The organism is Helicobacter vulpis (assembly GCF_003660395.1).
Classification (GTDB): domain Bacteria; phylum Campylobacterota; class Campylobacteria; order Campylobacterales; family Helicobacteraceae; genus Helicobacter; species Helicobacter vulpis.
The window spans coordinates 1-17,816 of sequence record NZ_QXQT01000022.1; the positions used below are offsets into that span (position 1 = coordinate 1).

At 47.4% G+C, this 17,816-nt stretch carries 21 protein-coding genes and 1 tRNA gene; 13 read left to right on the forward strand and 9 right to left on the reverse strand.

All coding sequences use genetic code 11. The annotated features are described in order from the left end of the window. From EAO38_RS07085 to flgB, 4 genes are all read right to left on the reverse strand, one after another. Positions 1-1,737 (reverse strand): peptidoglycan D,D-transpeptidase FtsI family protein (locus tag EAO38_RS07085; RefSeq protein ID WP_407927433.1); only part of this gene is annotated, 1,737 nt, incomplete at its 3' end. 124 nt (positions 1,738-1,861) lie between these two features. Next, positions 1,862-2,164 carry a flagellar hook-basal body complex protein FliE gene (gene fliE, locus EAO38_RS07090; protein ID WP_013468841.1) on the reverse strand — a complete coding sequence of 101 codons (303 nt, stop codon included), beginning with the start codon at positions 2,162-2,164 and terminating at the stop codon, positions 1,862-1,864. Between the two features lie 82 nt (positions 2,165-2,246). Continuing rightward, complete coding sequence (gene flgC / locus EAO38_RS07095) at positions 2,247-2,738, reverse strand: flagellar basal body rod protein FlgC (RefSeq protein WP_104752943.1); 492 nt, start codon at positions 2,736-2,738, stop codon at positions 2,247-2,249. Positions 2,739-2,752: 14 nt separating this feature from the next. Further along, positions 2,753-3,175, reverse strand: a complete 423-nt coding sequence (flgB, locus tag EAO38_RS07100) for a flagellar basal body rod protein FlgB (RefSeq protein WP_121022447.1) — start codon at positions 3,173-3,175, stop codon at positions 2,753-2,755. A gap of 119 nt (positions 3,176-3,294) precedes the next feature. Between flgB and EAO38_RS07105 the strand changes: the two genes are divergently transcribed. After that, positions 3,295-4,455: an FtsW/RodA/SpoVE family cell cycle protein gene (locus EAO38_RS07105; RefSeq protein WP_104752941.1), complete on the forward strand. Its 1,161-nt coding sequence runs from the start codon at positions 3,295-3,297 to the stop codon at positions 4,453-4,455. Here EAO38_RS07105 and folE read toward each other — a convergent pair. From folE to truD, 3 genes are read right to left on the reverse strand one after another with little or no spacing between them, the layout of a single operon-like run. Continuing rightward, on the reverse strand, positions 4,452-4,994 hold the full coding sequence (gene folE / locus EAO38_RS07110; RefSeq protein ID WP_121022449.1) for a GTP cyclohydrolase I FolE: 543 nt from the start codon (positions 4,992-4,994) through the stop codon (positions 4,452-4,454). The genes EAO38_RS07105 and folE overlap by 4 nt on opposite strands. Continuing rightward, positions 4,994-5,923, reverse strand: a complete 930-nt coding sequence (htpX, locus tag EAO38_RS07115; protein ID WP_104752939.1) for a zinc metalloprotease HtpX — start codon at positions 5,921-5,923, stop codon at positions 4,994-4,996. Before htpX ends, folE begins: the two co-directional genes overlap by 1 nt. Continuing rightward, positions 5,920-7,035: a tRNA pseudouridine(13) synthase TruD gene (gene truD, locus EAO38_RS07120; RefSeq protein WP_121022451.1), complete on the reverse strand. Its 1,116-nt coding sequence runs from the start codon at positions 7,033-7,035 to the stop codon at positions 5,920-5,922. Before truD ends, htpX begins: the two co-directional genes overlap by 4 nt. Before the next feature lie 86 nt (positions 7,036-7,121). Between truD and EAO38_RS07125 the strand changes: the two genes are divergently transcribed. The 6 genes from EAO38_RS07125 (at position 7,122) to EAO38_RS09490 (ending at position 9,060) form a co-directional block, all read left to right on the forward strand. Further along, the gene (locus EAO38_RS07125; protein WP_121022453.1) at positions 7,122-7,586 is read left to right on the forward strand and encodes a hypothetical protein; all 465 of its coding nucleotides are present in this window, start codon (positions 7,122-7,124) and stop codon (positions 7,584-7,586) included. A 42-nt stretch (positions 7,587-7,628) separates the two neighbouring features. Beyond that, positions 7,629-7,706, forward strand: a tRNA-Met gene (locus EAO38_RS07130). Between the two features lie 461 nt (positions 7,707-8,167). Then, complete coding sequence (locus EAO38_RS07135; protein ID WP_121022455.1) at positions 8,168-8,554, forward strand: molecular chaperone DnaJ; 387 nt, start codon at positions 8,168-8,170, stop codon at positions 8,552-8,554. Between the two features lie 9 nt (positions 8,555-8,563). Continuing rightward, positions 8,564-8,692, forward strand: coding sequence for a hypothetical protein (locus EAO38_RS09370; RefSeq protein WP_268877827.1), 129 nt, complete (start codon positions 8,564-8,566; stop codon positions 8,690-8,692). A 12-nt stretch (positions 8,693-8,704) separates the two neighbouring features. Beyond that, positions 8,705-8,902 (forward strand): hypothetical protein, encoded by a 198-nt coding sequence (locus tag EAO38_RS07140; RefSeq protein ID WP_121022457.1) that lies wholly within the window; start codon positions 8,705-8,707, stop codon positions 8,900-8,902. Positions 8,903-8,904: 2 nt separating this feature from the next. After that, on the forward strand, positions 8,905-9,060 hold the full coding sequence (locus EAO38_RS09490; RefSeq protein WP_121022459.1) for a glycine zipper domain-containing protein: 156 nt from the start codon (positions 8,905-8,907) through the stop codon (positions 9,058-9,060). Between the two features lie 72 nt (positions 9,061-9,132). Here the strand turns inward: EAO38_RS09490 and EAO38_RS07150 are convergent, their stop codons facing one another. After that, on the reverse strand, positions 9,133-10,152 hold the full coding sequence (locus EAO38_RS07150) for an aliphatic amidase (RefSeq protein ID WP_121022461.1): 1,020 nt from the start codon (positions 10,150-10,152) through the stop codon (positions 9,133-9,135). 394 nt (positions 10,153-10,546) lie between these two features. Beyond that, on the reverse strand, positions 10,547-11,056 hold the full coding sequence (locus EAO38_RS07155; protein WP_121022463.1) for a flagellar FLiS export co-chaperone: 510 nt from the start codon (positions 11,054-11,056) through the stop codon (positions 10,547-10,549). A 121-nt stretch (positions 11,057-11,177) separates the two neighbouring features. On the opposite strand from EAO38_RS07155, the gene EAO38_RS07160 reads away from it, so the two are divergent. From EAO38_RS07160 to EAO38_RS07185, 6 genes are all read left to right on the forward strand, one after another. Then, complete coding sequence (locus tag EAO38_RS07160; protein WP_121022465.1) at positions 11,178-12,488, forward strand: M99 family carboxypeptidase catalytic domain-containing protein; 1,311 nt, start codon at positions 11,178-11,180, stop codon at positions 12,486-12,488. Then, the gene (locus EAO38_RS07165) at positions 12,489-13,172 is read left to right on the forward strand and encodes a 3-methyladenine DNA glycosylase (protein WP_121022467.1); all 684 of its coding nucleotides are present in this window, start codon (positions 12,489-12,491) and stop codon (positions 13,170-13,172) included. Further along, complete coding sequence (hemE, locus tag EAO38_RS07170; RefSeq protein WP_121022469.1) at positions 13,159-14,181, forward strand: uroporphyrinogen decarboxylase; 1,023 nt, start codon at positions 13,159-13,161, stop codon at positions 14,179-14,181. Before EAO38_RS07165 ends, hemE begins: the two co-directional genes overlap by 14 nt. 9 nt (positions 14,182-14,190) lie before the next feature. Next, positions 14,191-15,039: a hypothetical protein gene (locus tag EAO38_RS07175; protein ID WP_121022471.1), complete on the forward strand. Its 849-nt coding sequence runs from the start codon at positions 14,191-14,193 to the stop codon at positions 15,037-15,039. A gap of 205 nt (positions 15,040-15,244) precedes the next feature. Beyond that, positions 15,245-15,952 (forward strand): tetratricopeptide repeat protein, encoded by a 708-nt coding sequence (locus EAO38_RS07180; RefSeq protein ID WP_121022473.1) that lies wholly within the window; start codon positions 15,245-15,247, stop codon positions 15,950-15,952. A 15-nt stretch (positions 15,953-15,967) separates the two neighbouring features. After that, the coding region (locus EAO38_RS07185) for an SEL1-like repeat protein (protein WP_162982727.1) at positions 15,968-17,816 on the forward strand (1,849 nt) is incomplete at its 3' end.

Here is a 17,816-nt window from a genome sequence, read left to right on the forward strand (position 1 = left end):
GAGGGGTTTGGGGGGCGGGGCGGGGGCGGGGGTGAGGTATTGGTTTTTGATGAGCATTTGCACAATCTGTTTAAAAATGGGCGCAGCAGTCTGGCTACCATAATACTCTTCACTGCCCAAAGAGCCAAAGACCACCACCCCGATCCCATAAGTGTTTTGTTTGTCCTTAGCAAAGCCAAAAAACGAACTATTGTACACATCGGTGTATCTGCCCTTGTTGGCAATGCGCGCTGTGCCCGTCTTGCCCCCGATGACAAGCCCGCTCACCTGCGCGCTCTTGCCCGTGCCATGCGTTACGACCTTGATGAGGAGTTCTTGCATTTTGCGCGCGCTCTCTTTGCTGATGACTTGCTTTTTAGCCGGGAAATTGGGGATGTACACATCGCCATTAGCGGCGTTAAAGCGTTGGGCTAAATGGGGGGTTACTAAAAAGCCATCGTTGGCAAAAACCCCATAGGCACGCAAGAGTTGCATAAAGGTGGTGCGCAAACCATAGCCATAAGAGACACTGCCCTTATACACTTCACCACTGAGCAGGCGTACACTGGGCAATAACCCGTTTTTCTCATAGGGCAAGTCAATCCCGGTAGGTTCGCTCACCCCAAAACTCTTAAGTCCTTCATACATCTCTTGGGCGTTGAGTCGTTTGGAGAGTTTGATCATGCCCACATTGCTAGAACGCACTAAGACATCTTCAATGGTGGCGTTTTTGGGGGGGATGAGGTCGTCTTTGATCGTGTATTTGCCCAATTTGTAGATACCATGGCTTAGATCAATGGGCTGGGCGGGATTGATCCGCTTTTTATCTATCAATAAGCTGTAGACAATGGGTTTAATGGTGCTGCCCGGCTCAAAGGAGAGCTCGATCGCGTCCACATTTAACGCCCCGTAATCGCTCTTTTGAATATTATTGGGGTTAAATCTATTGGTGGTCGCTAAGGTGAGAATTTCGCCATTGCTAGGAGAAAACACGCCCGCGATGATTTGTTGGGATTTGTAATGGGTTTTTGCCCGATCTAAAATGCGCTCTAGATCGCGCTGGATTTTTAAGGGGATGCTCAAAGTGATGTCAAAACCATCCACTCTAGCGATGCTCTCAAAACTCTTGTCTTCAATCAAGTTAAAGCCAATATCGCGCTTGCCCGTGTCCTGCCCGTCATGTTTGGCACTGAGCATTTTGTTGTCAAACTTTTCTAAGCCCTTGACCCCTTGTACCATCGTGATTTTAGAGGTGTCGATCTTTTTGACATAGCCCACTAGGGGTTCAAAATTGTCCTTATAAGGGTAATTGCGCGCCATCCCGCTCACTTCAATGCTCAAGCCCACTTTGGGCATGATTTTCTTATTGGCATCCTCATACTCCACGAAAACATTATAGGCTAAAAGCTTGGCATTGAGTTGGCGCAAGCTAGCCGCCGTGTTGGCGTTAATGCTATAAGAGAGGGTTACATAGGTGGTTTGGGTGCATTTTTGGGCGATGAGAGAACGGGGGATATTGGTGTAGATAGAGAGCAGGTCAATGAAAAAATCCCGCTTGTCTGGGTCAATGGAGAGGGGGTTAAAACTCACTTTAAAGAGCTTTTGGCTACTGGCTAGAGAAAAACCATCTTGGCTATAAATGCTGCCCCGCATGGCGATATTGGTCTTGGTAACCACGAAAGCGGGCATTTTTCTAGGCAACAACGCCTTGAAAAACATCACCACCGCAAAGAGCAGCAAACAGCCCCCTACCACCATGAAGATGAGTAAGAGTCTTTCGGTGCGTCTAGGGTCTAAATCGGGGTTTCTAGGGTCGGAGTAGGGGGAGTTGGGCTCAGTGCTCACTTAAAAAAACCCTTCAAGCACAAGCCACATAGGCTAGTTAAATCTGAGTCCTCAAGAGTTCTTTATAAGCGCTGATCGCCTTGTTGCGCACCTCTAGCATGAGTTTCATGCTGGTTTCGGCTTTGCCAATGGCAATGGCGGCTTGGTGCAGGTCTTTCACCTGCCCGGTCGCCATGTCCGCAAGCGCCTTGTCGGATTCTTTTTGGGTGTTGTTGAGTTCATCAATAGAGTGCTTGAGCATCGCAGAGAACTCCCCCTTCTCCATTAGATTCTCATGCGCCTTTGAATCTAAAGGAGTGCTAGCTTTATTCAACCCTATATCAGTGTATAAAGTTTTCATGTTGACTCCTTGCATCGTGTTCACCTATATCGTCCCTTTCAGCTAATCTTTAAGTCTAAAAGAGAGTCTCCTTTCTTGTAAATTAAGCTTGTAGCATGCCAATGGCGTTGGTTGCCATATTTTTCGTGCTCTGAAACGCCGCCACATTGGCTTGGTAGGCGCGCGTGGCTTCAATCAAATCCGCCATTTCTACCACCGGGTTTACATTAGGGTAGGACACATAGCCATTTGCGTCCGCGTCTGGGTGGGTGGGGTCGTACTTGAGTAGCGGGGCTTTGTCGTCCCGGACGATCTTTTCAATGTAAACCCCCATGATGGGTGGATTGGGCTTTTCAATGTCATCACTCTCATCTAAGGGGTCTTCATACTCCATCAAATTGTTATTCTCCGCAAGCTTTTCGTTCAACACCTTATTGAAGTCAAAGGACTTGAAGATCGCCTCTTGACGGCGGTAAGGTCCGCCCTCATCGGTGCGGGTGGTGTTGGCGTTGGCGATATTAGAAGAAATGAGATTGGCGCGCACTCTTTGAGCGGATAATCCATAACCGCTGATGTCAAAACTAGATAAAAACATGGGGGTCCTTTCTTCTAAATATTCTTCGCCGCGTCAATGGCGTAATTAACGATGCTTCTGTGCTTTTTAAGCGCGGTGGTCAAAGCCAAATACATGGTAGAGTTTTTCCCCATCTCTGAGGTTTCAATATCAATGTCCACGCTATTGCCATCATTCTTAGCCAAGTGCCCATCCCTAAAAAAGATGGTCGCCTTGTTGTCCTCATAATCCTTAGGCTCTAAATGCCGCGGATTGGTCTCGGCAAGTTTTAGGTGCTGGTCTTTTTGGTGATCGAACACCTCTGCCTTTTTGCGGGCTAGCATGGTTTCAAAATCCAAATCCTTAGGGCGGTAAAAAGGCGTGTCCACATTGGCGATATTGCTCGCGATCAAATCCTGCCGCAAGGCGCGGTAATCCATCGCCTTGTACACCAACGGATAGGCTTTAGACAAATCCATAACGACCCTTTCTTAAAAGTATATAAAAGCAAGGAGTATTCCACAACCCCAAAAGCCAAACCGGTAAAATTTTGTATAATTATAGCATAGTTTCCAAACATATTTTCCAAAGGTCGTGGATGGCTTACCGGCGTTTATTTCTCTATGCAAGCCTGCTCATGGGCTTAAGCGTAGTGATGAGCTACTCTCTCTCCACCTACACCACCTTGCTATACCGCTACCAAGAATTCCATTTTTTTGTGCGCCAAGCGGTGGCTGTGGGGGTGGGGATTGTGCTGATGTGGGGGGTTTCGTGGTTGGATCCGGATAAATGGTTTGTCAAACTGGGCTTTGTGCTCTTCTTTGGCTCGTTTTTACTCATCGTGTTGATGAATTTTTTGCCTGAGAGCATGTCCTCTAGCGCGGGGGGGGCAAAGCGATGGATTCGCCTCCCCTTCTTTTCGCTTGCTCCTACAGAGTTTTTTAAAGTGGGCTTTGTGTTTTTCTTGTCATGGAGTTTGTCGCGCACCTTCTTTAATCAAGAAAAAGCCAGCGTGAAAGAAGAGCTGATGATCCTCATCCCCTATTTTGTCTTGTTTCTATGCGCCGCCTTTTTTATCGGGGTGTTGCAAAACGATTTGGGGCAGGTGATCTTACTAGCGATTGTCTTGGGCTTTTTGCTCATTTTCTCTGGGGGGAGCTTTAAACTCTTTAAAATCTTTTTCACTCTTGCGTTGTGTATCGGGCTGGTGGCGATTTTCACCAGCGCGCACCGCATTTTGCGCATGAAACTTTGGTGGTCTAATCTGCAAAGCTCGATCCTCTCTTTATTGCCCTCCAAGCTTGCCAATAGCTTGCGCATTGACAATCTGCCAGAACCCTACCAAATTTATCATGCCACCAACGCCATCAAGCATGGGGGGATACTCGGGCAGGGCTTGGGCGAGGGGGTGGTGAAACTGGGTTTTTTAAGCGAGGTGCACACGGATATGATCTTAGCCGGGCTGGCTGAAGAATTGGGCTTTGTGGCGATCTTTATTTGTGTGGGGTTGATGTTAGCCCTCCTGCATGGGATGTTTAAGATCACCAACCGCCTAGACAATCCCAAGCACATGCTTTTTTGCTTGGGTGTGGCGTTGCTGATGGGCTTTTCTTTCATCATTAACGCCTTTGGGGTGAGCGGGATCATCCCTATCAAGGGGATCGCCGTGCCCTTTTTGAGCTATGGGGGGAGCTCCATTATCGCCAATTCTTTAGCCTTGGGTTTGGTACTCTGTTTGTCCAAACAGGCAAGAAGTTAGGATTGTAATAATTGCATAAACTCCGCGCGGGTGCGCGCATCGCTTTTAAAAAGCCCTTTAAGCGCGCTGGTTTTCACTAACGCCTCTTGTTTTTGCACCCCGCGCATCGCCATGCATAGGTGTTTGGCGACACAAAACACCCCCACGCCCTTAGGCTGTAAAATCCGCTCAAAGGTGCTAGCAATCTCCTCACTCAAGCGTTCTTGAATCTGTAAACGCCTTGAGAAAGCCTCTACTAATTTGGCGATCGCATCCAAGCCCACAACCTTATCTCTAGGGATATAGCCCACACTCACATGCCCAAAAAAGGGCAGTAAATGGTGTTCGCACATGCTATAAAACTCAATATCTTTAAGCATAACAATCCCATCGCACGCTTCAATACTAAAAGCACTTTGTAAAATGCGTTCAGGGTTTAAGTGATAGCCCTGCATGAGGTGATCCCAAAGCTCTTTGAGGCGTTTGGGGGTGTCTTTTAGCCCTTCTCTTTGGGGGTCTTCGCCTATGCGTGCGCATAATTGAGCCCATAACTCTTGCATTAACGCCCTCTTTGTAACAGCGCGATGCGTTGTTCAATACTAGGGTGGGTGTTAAAAAGTTCAGCGGGGTTAAAAATATAGCTGGCGAGTCTAGTGGGGTTGGGATCGGCTTGGCTAAAATCATGGCTGGCATAATTACTAGCGATTTTTTGCAAGGCAGACACCATGGGCGCGCTATCATGCATGATATAAGCCGCCCCGCTATCTGCCATAAACTCCCTAGAGCGACTCAAATACATTTGCAAGAGCAAGCTAAAAATGGGCAAAATGAATTGCAAGACCAGCAAGATCGTGCGCGCTATATTCGCCCCGCTATTGTTGCGCCCCCCTAAAAACGCCCACACGCCCACATTCGCCCCCAAGAGCATGATATTGCTCAAAATCCCCACGCACATGGTTAGGCGAATGTCTCCATGCAAAATATGACTGAGTTCATGCGCCATGACCGCCTTGATCTCTTGGCGATCCAAATTGTCAATAAGCGTTGTGGTCAGCGCGATGAGCGCGTTATTGCCATCCCAACCGCTGGCAAAAGCGTTCATAAAAGGCGCGTCCATCACATAGAGTTGGGGTCTAAAGGGGGTGTTAGAGGCGCGCAACAACTCTTCTAAAATCTCAGAGAGCATGCGCTCCTTGCCGCGCAAAACATGGCTAGGATCGATGCGCTTGTATTCATTGCCAGAGAGCATGATCGCTTGGGAGTTGTTGATACAAAAGACAATGATCCCCAAAGCCACCGCTAACATGATCAGCGTGATGGTGGGCATCACCTGAAAGCTGAGTAAGCGCGCCAAACCTACCCCCAAACTAGGCGCATTAATGCGCACCAAATCCACAAGCAAGCCAATCAGTACAAAGGTTGCCCCATAGGTGATCAAAACTAATAGGCTTTTGCGTTGGTTAGAGGCGATGATTTGATCAAAGCTCATGCTAACTCCTTAGGAGAAAATAGAATGCGCCCGGCGATCTCTTCTAAAAAGATCGTGGCATACGCCCCTTTGGGCAGAAAAAATTCTAATTTGCCATGGGCTTCTTGGGGGAGATAGGTAAAACGCACATCACTAGGGAAGACTAACGCGTAACGGCGATCTCCCTTAGTGTTCAAGGGGTGCACATAGGGGCGCTCTAAATGCCATGCTAGTTCTTTGGCATGGAGTGCTTTTTGCCCGGTGAGCAAACCGGTAGGGGCGATCTCTTGGGCGCGCAGGCGCGTGGCGTTGTGTGGGTCGTCATGTTCAAAGTATTTGCCAAAGGGATAATGGCACAGAATATCCCCCTCTAAGAGTTTAAAATAGTGTTCTTGATCTTGGAGGGCTTTGAGGGTGTCTAGGTCTAAACTGGCAAATTCAGAGCGGATCTCTTGGGGGGAGAAGTGGGCTAGCAGCGTGTTCAAGCGCATGCGCGCGCTCAACCAATGGTTGAACAGATGGCTTTGATAACTGGAGAGAAAAAAGGCGTTGAGCTTTTTATGGTGGGTGTGCGCCTGTTTAAAATTATCCCCACTCTTGCCAAAGCGTTGCGCCCCAAAGTAATTAGGGAAGCCATAGGCTTGTAGAAACTTGAGCACCTCTTGAATCTTTTGAGCGTCCACGGGTTTGAGTTTTTTTAAGTGCATCGTGAAATAATTGCCCTTGAGATGCCCTAAGCGAATCTTGTGGTTGTGGTAGGTGCTCTCTAAAATCTTAATGCCATGGTCTAAAAGCCTAGGGGCTTGGGTCTCTAGGGTGTGTGCGCTTTTGGGCATAGAGATGTATTGCGTGCTGATGGCTTGCTTGTCTTTGAGCCCAGCATAACCAAATTCTGAGATTTTGCACCCGCTCACGGCAGAGAGCATGGAGAGCATCTCCCAAGTACTCTTGTCCTTCTTGCGTACCTTGAGAATGACATGTTCCCCACACCCACTAAAGGGGTAAAGAGGTTCTTCTACCACGCTAAAATCTCGAGAGCATTTTTTAAAGTGAAAGGCAATAGGAGCATGGGTGGAGGCAAAAAAGCGCGCGGGCGTATCGAGAGGAAAAAAGGGTGATTCTAATGTGTGCATGCGCTATTATAGCCATTGGAGGGCTTTAAGATCAAGTTGGACTAATTTTTGCTTTGGGTGTGTACCTTTGATTTAGGATGGATTTCATGGAAGTTAAAGATATACGCAACCAACCTAATCTCTATGCCCTGTTGAACGCGTCTCATTTAGAACGCGGTGAAACTCCCGCGCCCGCTAGGGGGGAAAAACAGCCTGAAGTGGTCGCTGAGGTCTCTAAAGTGGAGCGCGAGCCCAATGGCTTGAAGCGCGAGACTTATGGCTTTTTAGTCTTGGAGTTGATGAGCGATAACGAGTACAGCGCGTTTTTGCGCGCCACGGCGGGGATGAATGAGAATGAAAAACGCCTAGCTGCCCAGTCGCTCTACAGCTTGACAAGTTTTTATGGCGGGCAGATTCAACAAGACGCTAAAGAGATCGAGCACAAATTTGACGGCTTACAAGCCATCCAAGAAGCCCAATTTAAAAAAGCCCTAGGTTTGGATCAAAATTTTGTAGATCGCTATAAAAACGCTTACGATCAAGCCTACCAAGCCCTTGATGTGATGCTCTAATCAAGTATTTTTAAGCAAAATGCCTTTATAATAGGCGTTTTTGTCAAGGTAGCTCAGCTGGTCTAGAGCGCTGGTCTCATAAGCCGGAGGTCGGGGGTTCAAGTCCCCCCTTTGACACCATTTTACCCGCACTAGAACACTTAATAAAAGTTTGAAAAATTCTAAGCAATCCTAAAATTCACGCGTTTTTCTCTTGACTCTCTCTCTCTCTCTCTCGCTACAATGGGGGTCTAAATTTAGAGAAAGGTAGGTTGTGGCAAAAAAAACTTTTAATTACATCACGCATATCACAAACACAAGCAATCATAGGCCAAAGGTTGAACGCTCATGGATTGACTTTTGGAAAAAAGAAACAGGGAGGTCTAATCCTAAGTGTTGCATTCATGGTTGCGGTAATTATGCTGACCGGGGTGCACATGTGTATTTAGACGATGAGCGCAGTTGGTGGGTTGTGCCGGTTTGTTCGAGCTGCAATCCAGCAGATAACAGTTCGTGGGATGTCAAGGCAGACACGATTGCCGTAGAGCTTAAAGGCTCTGGCAAATGGGCTTAAAACTTCAACACTAAACAAGGAGCAAAACATGTTTATCCAGGATTTGAGTGTAGAACAACAACAAGTGTTCTTGTTCTTGGCTAGAAAAGTCATTGAGGCCGATGGGGTGTTGCACGAACTGCAACTAGGGGCTTTAGATGTAATCAAAAAGCAATGCGAATACGGCATCGCTGAAAAAGAAGTGCCCTTAAACACTTTGGGCAAACTTTTCACCACAAACCGCGCCAAACACGCCGCATTGCTGGAGTTGGTCTCTGTCGCCCTAGCTGATAGCCGATGGCATGACAATGAAAGGGACACCATCTACTCTTATGCCAAAGAGATGGGGGTTTCCACTCAAAAGGTGGATCAGTTCAAGGATTGGGTGGTGAAAAATTTCATGCTCTACCAAGAAGCGGTCAAGTTGCTAGACTAGGGGGAGAAAATGGCAGTGCTTAAGATTTTAACAGGTGTTGGGGCGGGCGTTTTGGTTGCAACAGCAGCACCACTTGCAGGCGTAGCCATTGCAGCAGGTGCAGCAGGTGCGGCGATCGCCGGGTCTAAAAAAAGTTAGGAGGAAAAAATAATGGCAATGACACCAGAGCAGAAAGAAGCACAAGAAAAAATTGATAAATTCGTGAAAGAAAATCCTAGAGCAGCTATGGGGTTGGGTGCTGGGGCTTTGTTGGCTATGCTAGGTCCCGTGGGGGCTGCTGTGGGGGCTGGAGTGGCTATTGCTGGAGTGGTTGCTAACGCTAAAGCCAAAAATAAGCAAGACAGCTAGATATGGGCAATCCTACCCCCAAAGTCCCTAAGACTTTGGCTGGATTCGCCCTTGGGGGGTTTTTGGGCTCTATGGTGCCTTTGGTGGGCACTCTGGTGGGAGCGGGGATAGGAGCATTTGTAGGAGGGGTGATGGATCTAAAAGAAAAGAAAGATTAAGCCGTTTTTGGCCTAAGAGGCGCTATCACACCTCTTAAGATGACACTAGGCGCTAAACACCCCCTCTATTTATCACTCTTTAGGCAGATCGCCCACAGGGCAAGCGGCCACACCCACGCTTGAGCGGGTGAATTTTTCTACATTTTCTTGAGCCTTTTTGGGATCATTGACCCAAGTTTTATAGAACTCAAAAGGGCATTCCACCACACCCTTATTGCCATCACCACTAGCAAAAACCCCGCTATAACCGCGGTGCAAGAGTTTAAAGAGTTGGTTTTGGCTTTGATCGTATTTTCTAGCATCGCGGATTTGGTGCACAGAGAGTTGGGCGTATTGGAGTCCATTTTCCTCTTCTCCGCATTCGCCCAAAGTGCGCCCATCAAAACCGATGATGCTAGAGTGCCCAAAATAAGAATACACCCCATCAAAACCGGTCGCGTTCGCCACAGCCACATAACACTGATTAGCCCACGCCATCGCTTTGACCATTGTAATTTGCTGTTCTTTGGCCGGATACATGTAGCCCTGACAGCGCACGATGAGCTCGGCCCCCCTCATCGCACAATCGCGCCAAATCTCCGGATAGTTGCCATCATCACAGATAATCAAAGAGACTTTCAAGCCCTTAGGTCCCTCTACCACATAGGTTTTATCCCCCGGATACCAGCATTCAATAGGACACCAGGGCAAAATCTTGCGGTATTTTTGCACGATCTCGCCCTTGTCATTGATGAGGATCAAGGTGTTATAGGGGTTTTTCTTAGGATCTTCGTGTTTTTCCCCCGTCAAAGAAAACACGCCCCAAACCTTGTTCTTTTTGCAAGCCTCAGAAAAAATAGCGCTCTCTTCCCCCGGAACACTCGCCGCAGTGTCAAACATTTCCTGCCTGTCGTACATGATCCCCTGCGTGCTGTATTCCGGGAAAATAATCAGATCCAACCCGGGCAGGCCCTGCTTGACCCCATGGATCACCTTGGCGATGTTGTGGCAATTCTCTAGTACCTGTGCCTTGGTGTGCAACCTGGGCATCTTATAATTGACCACCGCCACACCTACGGTATCCGGACTGCTGCTAATATCTCCATGCCTCATGTTATACTCCTTGGAGTGTTTTTATTTAGAGTCAAAAACTCTAAAGGGGCTTTTACAATAGTTGTGTAAACCGCAATAAACCAAGCGCTAAACCCTTAAAATTCCTAGCAACTAACATGCGCCATAGCCATCGCGTAGAACATGTCATACTTTTCTTTGAAATAGGCGACAATGCCCAAAGCAGCGACACCAGATATAACCAGTAACACAATGAAGCGCACTACACTCTCTGTATTGCCCTTTCTTGAATAAAGTAAGAGGGGACATGGATAATCTTCCTAACAACTTGTTCTACCCCCTTTCAAGAGCATATGACCGGATGCTCAAAACCAGTAGGACCAAAAGAACCCCTCCAGCATAAGGCAAGAACCCCCCCAAGCAGACGCAAACCCTCCTAAGAACTCTTGATGGCTAACAACGCGCTCTTATCAAAGTGGGGTGTGTTGAGAGTGGGAGGCTTTTTGAAGACTTGCTTTTGATTCACACTCTCTTGGATGCGCGCCAGCGCGTCCTTAATGCGCTCTAAACCTTCTTCTAGCACCGCGCGCATGCCCTCTAGCCCTTTGGAAGCCAACACCTCTAGAGGGTTTTGAATTTCTAGGTGTAGAGATTCTTGAGAATCTAGGCTAATTTGCAAACCCACGCCAAAGAGTCCTTGCCCTTTAAAACATGCCTTGTCAACCACCTCTTGCATGCTTTCATGCGCCTCTGCCTCTAATTTGAGAAGTTTCTGGCAGGCGATCTGTAAAGTCTGCAACGCCCCAATACTCTCGTTTAAACCCTTGATTTCGTGATTAAAGTGCTGGATTTTGCTAGCTTTTTGTTGGGTATCTAAGATTCCCAAATCTGCAGGGTCAATCGCCCCCAAGTGCTTTTTAAAGACTTCTAGCATATTCTCTCTCATGGCCTAATCCTTGTAACAAGATACCAAAACCAAGCATTTTTCATTCCCCTTTTTTGGATAAATCCGCCGGCTTTTTGGATATAATGGCAACTTATTTTATCCTTAATCCAAGAGAGAGTTAATGAGACTATTGTTATTGTGCTTGGCTTTCGTATTGCCTTGTTTGGCGCAGGCAGAAAAATCCATTCATGTGATCAAAAAGATAGGGGATCAAAAAGGGCCTACTTTATTGCTCATGGGTGGGATTCAAGGCGATGAGCCCGGGGGGTTCAACACCACCAATATTTTTCTCACCCATTACAAGATTTTATCTGGTTCGGTATGGGTAGTCCCCGTACTCAACAAGTATTCCATGCTCTTAAACCATCGGGGCGTGTATGGCGATTTGAATCGCAAATTTGCCTATCTTAGCCCTAAAGACCCCGAATACCCGCTTATCCAATCCATCAAACACACCATCACCGCCTCTGATGTGAACGCTGTGTTGCATTTACACGATGGGAGCGGCTTCTACCGCCCCCATTATGAAAGTGCATTACTCAACCCTAGGCGTTGGGGCAATTCCTTTATCATCGATCAAAACAACCTCGCCCACACCACCTTTGGCGATCTCAAACACATTTCTGCAAAGACGACAGAGCATATCAACGCCCACCTCCTCAAGCCCCTACACCGCTACCATATCCACAACACCCACACAGCAAGGGGGGATAAAGAGATGGAAAAAGCCTTGACTTACTTTGCTATCAAGCATGACAAGCCCGCCTTTGCCAATGAAGCCAGCAAGGAGCTCACCTTAGCCCAGCGCGTCTATTACCATCTGCTAGCCATAGAAGGCATATTGCAAGAATTAGGGATTCACTATAGCAAGGATTTCGCGCTCAATCCCTTAGCCATTTATCGCCTGATTAACGATCGCAAACTCCAAGTTACTTTGAATCACAACACCACTCTCCCCCTCTATGGTTTGCGCGATCGCCTGCATTTCTTCCCCTTCCCCAAAAACGCGCCTGTGAGTCAAATCCCCCTAGATTCGCAAAGTTATATTTTAGGTCTATTGCCCCGCAAAAATCAAATTTGGCTCAAATACGGCAACAAACTCATGACGCGTTTTATCCCCGAATACATGCCCTTTGATGATAGTCTTAAAGACATCAATATAGAGATCGACAACAAGGTCAAAACGATCGCTCTAGCCAGCATCGTTGATGTCAAGGGGAGCTTTAAGGTGCTCCCTAAAAAGGGGTATCGTGTGAATATTATCGGGTTTTCACGCGCCAATGAGGGGAGCAAACCCAATGAAGTGGGGGTAAAAATCGCCCATAAAAACCTCTCTACGCGTTTTTCTGTGGACACAAAGGGGAGAATTTATCGCGTGGAGGTCTATAAGGGCAATGCGTTTTGTGGCATGATCTTGGTGCGCTTTGTGTAGATGATCTCTAGCCTAGAGATTTTGTATGCGCTCAAAGGCCTTGATCTGCTCAAAAACGCCCCACCTCTATGGTGGCCCGGGGCAGGGAGTTTTGAGGTGGTGGTGGGAGCGATCTTAACCCAACGCGCGCGCTTTGCCAAGGTGCGCCTCAGCCTAGCCCAACTCAAACACGCCAAAGTTTTAAGCCCAGAACCCACCCAAAGCCTGCACAATCTAGCCCATATCTCCCAAGACAACCTCGCTCAACTCATTGCTCCTAGCGGGTTTTACCGCCAAAAGGCGGGTTATTTGATCGCCTTGAGTCGGCGCATTTTAGAGGATTTTGGCGATTTTGAAGGCTTTAAAACAGCGGTGGATCGAAATTGGCTCTTGTCCCAAAAAGGGGTCGGCTTTGAGAGCGCGGACAGTGTCCTCAATTACGCCTGCTTGCGCCCCGTGATGGTGGTGGATGCCTACACCTATAAACTGCTTGTTTCTTTGGGGCTAGAGCTAGAGGACTACCATGCCATGCAAGAGTTTTTCATGCATGGTTTGCAAGAAAATTTAAACTCCACCCTAGCCCTCTATGACCACCAACTCAATTTAGCCAGCATTTACGCGCGTTTGCATGGCAAGATTGTAGAGTGCATGCGCGCTAAAATTGAGCTTAAACCCCATTTAAAGGATTGCGATGATCTTTATTGATGCGTGTTTTAGGCGAGCAACCCCCTATACCCCTATTTGGATGATGCGCCAAGCGGGGCGTTATTTGCGCGAATACCAAGAGGTACGCCAACAAGCTAAAAACTTCTTAGACCTCTGCGCTAATGTCAAATGGGCCACAGAGATAACCCTCCAACCCATAGAAATCCTAGATGTGGACGCAGCCATTCTCTTTAGCGATATTTTGCTCTTGCCTTATGCTATGGGGCTACCCCTAGAATTTGCGCCTCAAATAGGACCTCGATTCCTCGAGACGGTACGCACTCTAGAGCAAGTAAAAGCCTTGTATTCCCACGCTTATAAGCGACTGACTTATGTCTACGACACACTCACAAGTGTGCGTGCTAGACTAGATAAAGATAAAGCCTTGATTGGCTTTAGTGGCGCACCTTGGACTTTGGCAACTTACATGATAGAGGGGCAGGGAAGTAAGACTTACCACCACTCTAAAAAAATGCTCTATAGTCAGCCTGAAATAGTGCATGCTTTGTTAGAAAAACTCACTAGCGAGTTGATCGCCTATTTGTCTAAACAGATAGAAGCGGGGGCAAATGCCTTGATGATTTTTGATTCGTGGGCGGGCGCGTTGGAGTTAGAAGCGTATTTAACATTTGGCTGGGACTATATCCAAAAAATCACCCATGCGCTTAAAGCCAAACACCCTAATATCCCCCTAATTGTCTTCCCTAAGGGCGTGGGGGCGTATTTGGCGCACTTAAGCGCAGAATTTGAGGTCTTTGGCTGTGATTGGGGCACACCTTTAGCTATGGCTAAAGAGATTTTGGGCGATCGCTATGTCTTGCAGGGCAATTTAGAACCCGCAAGGCTTTATAGCCAAGAGGCGATGATTCAGGGGGTGGCGCGCATTTTAAACACAATGGGCAAGGACCCGGGTTTTATTTTCAACTTGGGGCATGGCATGCTTGCAGACCTGCCTCGCGCGCACGCGATCGAGTTGGTCTCTTTGGTGCGTCAAAAAAGTCGGCGTTGAGGGGGGCGCATGGGGATTTGTAAATTTTGCGCCCAGCCAGCGGGTTTTTTGCGCAAACAACATAAAGAATGTTTGCAAAAGCACACGCAGGCACAAGAACAAATCCAACTAGCTATCCAAGAGGCTTATCAACAACATAAAACCGCCCCCCAAGAGTTAGAAACGCTGCGTAACTCTTTAAACCAACGCGCCACAAGCGCGTTTATTGATCCCTCTTTACAACAGGATTTGATCGCTAAAGGGGTGGGGCGTGCCATTGAAACAGCCTTAGAAGATGGTCTTTTAAGCGTGGATGAAGAAGAGAGGATTAAAGCTCTCATTGCCTTTTTTCAACTCTCACAAGAAATATTAGACAAATGGGGATATTATACACGCCTCATGCAAGCCTATATCTTGCGCCAAGTGATGGAGGGGGTACTACCCCAATGCCTTAACTTGATGGGCGACCCCCTGCCCTTTGTGTTTCAAAAGGGCGAAAAACTCATTTGGGTAGAACAGGGCGTGGCATATTATGAAACCAAAACTACAAGCCGCTATGTGGGGGGCTCCCAGGGAGTGAGTGTACGCATTATGAAGGGGGTATATTACCGCGTGGGGGCCTTTAAGGGACGCAGAATTCAAGAGGATCAATTACAATATGTGGACACAGGCGTACTGGCCATCACCACGAAGAATCTTTACTTTGGCGGAAAGGTAAAAAGCGTGCGCATCCCCTTTGCTAAACTGGTGTCCATAAGCCCCTATGAGGATGGCATTAGCGTGCACAAAGAGGGCGCAAACGCCAAGCCCCAAGTGTTCTACAATGGAGATAGCTGGTTTTTATACAATTTACTCACCAATATTCACAATTTGGGCTAAACTCCGCGCAGGGTTTCAAGCCCCCAATCAAGGGGCTAGTTACGCGCTCCTTAAGCCACTCTTTATTTTTATCTCCCTAGAACAACCCTCTTATTTCTATAACAAAGGATCGCCATGTCCAACTTCGCTAGTTTTGTGCGGGGGGGGGGGGGGTAACTCTCTCTAATTCTCTTGCTTTTTTAGCCCTCATTCTTGAGGGACTCTTATGAAAATCTTTAAATCATGTTCTGTTGTGCTGGGTGGGTGTTTATTAGCCCCTATGCTAAGTGGGTGCTTGGGGGGGTTGTTGGGGAATTCACAACCCCAAGAAACGCCCAATCAAATTTTGCAAAAAAAACGCCAAGAGTGGCAACAATCAAGGAAAGTCCAAGAGGCCAAACAACGGCAACAGGCAAGGCAGTCTTTACAAGCACAAAGGCAGTCTATACAAACGCAATTAGCCTACGAACGCGCCACATCATACCTAGCAAATCCAAACCAAACAGGCTATGAAGACTATAGCTATGACAAGGCCCTAACAGACTTGCAAGAAGCCATCAAGGGGGGTAATGCTGATGCGCTGGTGGCACTAGGAGATATGTACTTTAGTGCTCAGGGCGTGGCGCAAGATGATGCCAAAGCCTTTGACTACTACACCCAAGCTGCTAACAAAAAAGTTGTTGGCGCATACGCTAGGTTGGCGCATATGTATGCCTTTGGCGCAGGTACAAAGCAAGACACTAAAAAGGCCTTAGAATACGCTAACTTAGCCATTCAAGGGCAAAATATGCCCGCCCATTTGACTTTAGCGATCATGTATATCAATGGGATCGGTGTGCCCGAAAATGGCGACAAAGCCCGGGAGCATTTAAACATTGCATGCAAAGGCAATGTCAAACAGGCTTGCCAAGTCTTGGATGTCATCGGTCAATAAGCCAAAGGAGAATAGATGAAAACAAAAATGAAGTTTGCGGCTTGTGTTTTGGGGTTGGGAGCGGGTGTTTTGGGGGCAAAGCAGTTTGATCCGCAAGAATGTGGTGTCAAAATGCCCGGTGCGGGTTATTTTGCTTATGGGACAATGCGCGGTGCCGTATCTACAGGATTATCTAATCTTGGATTGAGCACACAAGATGCGATCGCATGTTTTAAAGTGGCTGTGCAAGCGGGGATTTACACCGCTTATACAGATTTGGGAAACTTGTATCAACAAGCCAAACAATACAAAAAAGCCCTAGAAGCCTACCAAAAGGCTGCAGACAAGGGCGATGATGCCGCGATGATTCAATTGGGGACTATGTATAGCAGTGGATTGGGGGTTGCCAAAGACTACCACAAGGCGTTTAAATACTTTGAAAAAGCCTCGCTAAAGGGGAATGTTGCAGGGCTTGTGGAATTGGGAGTTATGTATGAATATGGCTTGGGGGTGAAAAAAGACTATGCCAAGGCGATGGAGTATTATCAAAAAGGCAAGACAGACAACAAGGGGAATATGGCATTGGGGGCATATGTGCAAATAGGACATTTGTATTTTGAAGGCTTGGGGGTGAAAAAAGACTATGCCAAGGCGATGGAGTATTTGAAGCAAGTAAGCACAAGCGATAACAAAGAGGTAGCCCGAGAAGCAAACCGCATGTTAGGCTCTATTTTTGAAAAGGGGGGCTATGGGGTTGATCAAAATATTAGCCAAGCCCAATTCTATTACAAAGAGGGGGCTAAAGCGGGGGATCAAGAGTCCAAAAAAGACCTCATTAGACTCTTAAACGCCGAGGCTAAGAAATACCAAGATGGGCAAGATTATGACAACGCCCTTAAGCTTTACCAAGAGGTTGCTAATGCAGGCGATCCGGATGGTTATGTCCATATCGGGTTGTTGTATATAGGGGTGCAGGGGGAAAAAGGTGCCCAACAAGCCCTAGAATACTTTCAAAAGGCTACAGATAAGGGCAGTTCTTGGGGTTATGTGGAGCTGGGCAACATGTATAAAGATGGCAAGGGGGTAGCCCAAGACTACCAAGAGGCGATCAACTACTATAAAAAAGGCATGCAAACGGGCAATGCTTTGGGCTACTATAGCATGGCCTCCTTATACCTTGAGGGCAAAGGCGTGCCTAAAAGCCCAACAAAAGCGATCGAGTATTACCAAAAAGCGGCCTCTTTGGGGAAGGGTGATGGTTGGTTTTATATCGGACAAATGTATGAGATGGGGCATGGGGTCAAACAAGATGATGCTAAAGCCATTCAATACTACCAAAAAGCTATCCAAAAGGGGAGCGCCTTGGCTTATGCGCGTCTAGCTAACTTCTATCAAAATGGGCGGGGGGTCAAACAAGACTATGCAAAGGCTATGGAGTTTTACCAACAAGCTGCCAAGTTAGGAGACATTGCAGGTTATGCGGGCATGGGCAAGTTATACAAAAATGGCTATGGGGTGAAACAAGATTATAGCAAAGCCATCAAGTATTACAGAAAGGCTGGAGAGGCAGGGTATTATTCTTTGGCTCTTGCCTCTCAGCAAGGTTTAGGGATGGTGCGCGACTACTTGGGTGCGATTACATACTACAGGCGTGCCATCAACGCGGGCGATACAAGAGGCTACGCTGGTTTGGGCTCACTCTATGAGGGTGGGCACGCCTTCCGCCAAAACTTCGCCAAAGCCTTAGAACTTTATAAAAAAGCAGGGGATGCTGGCTATGCCGGGCTAGGCGCGCTCTATGCAAGGGGTTTAGGCGTGCCTAAAGATGCACAAAAAGCCCAAACATACTACAAAAAAGCCTGCGATCTAGGCTATGAGCAAGCCT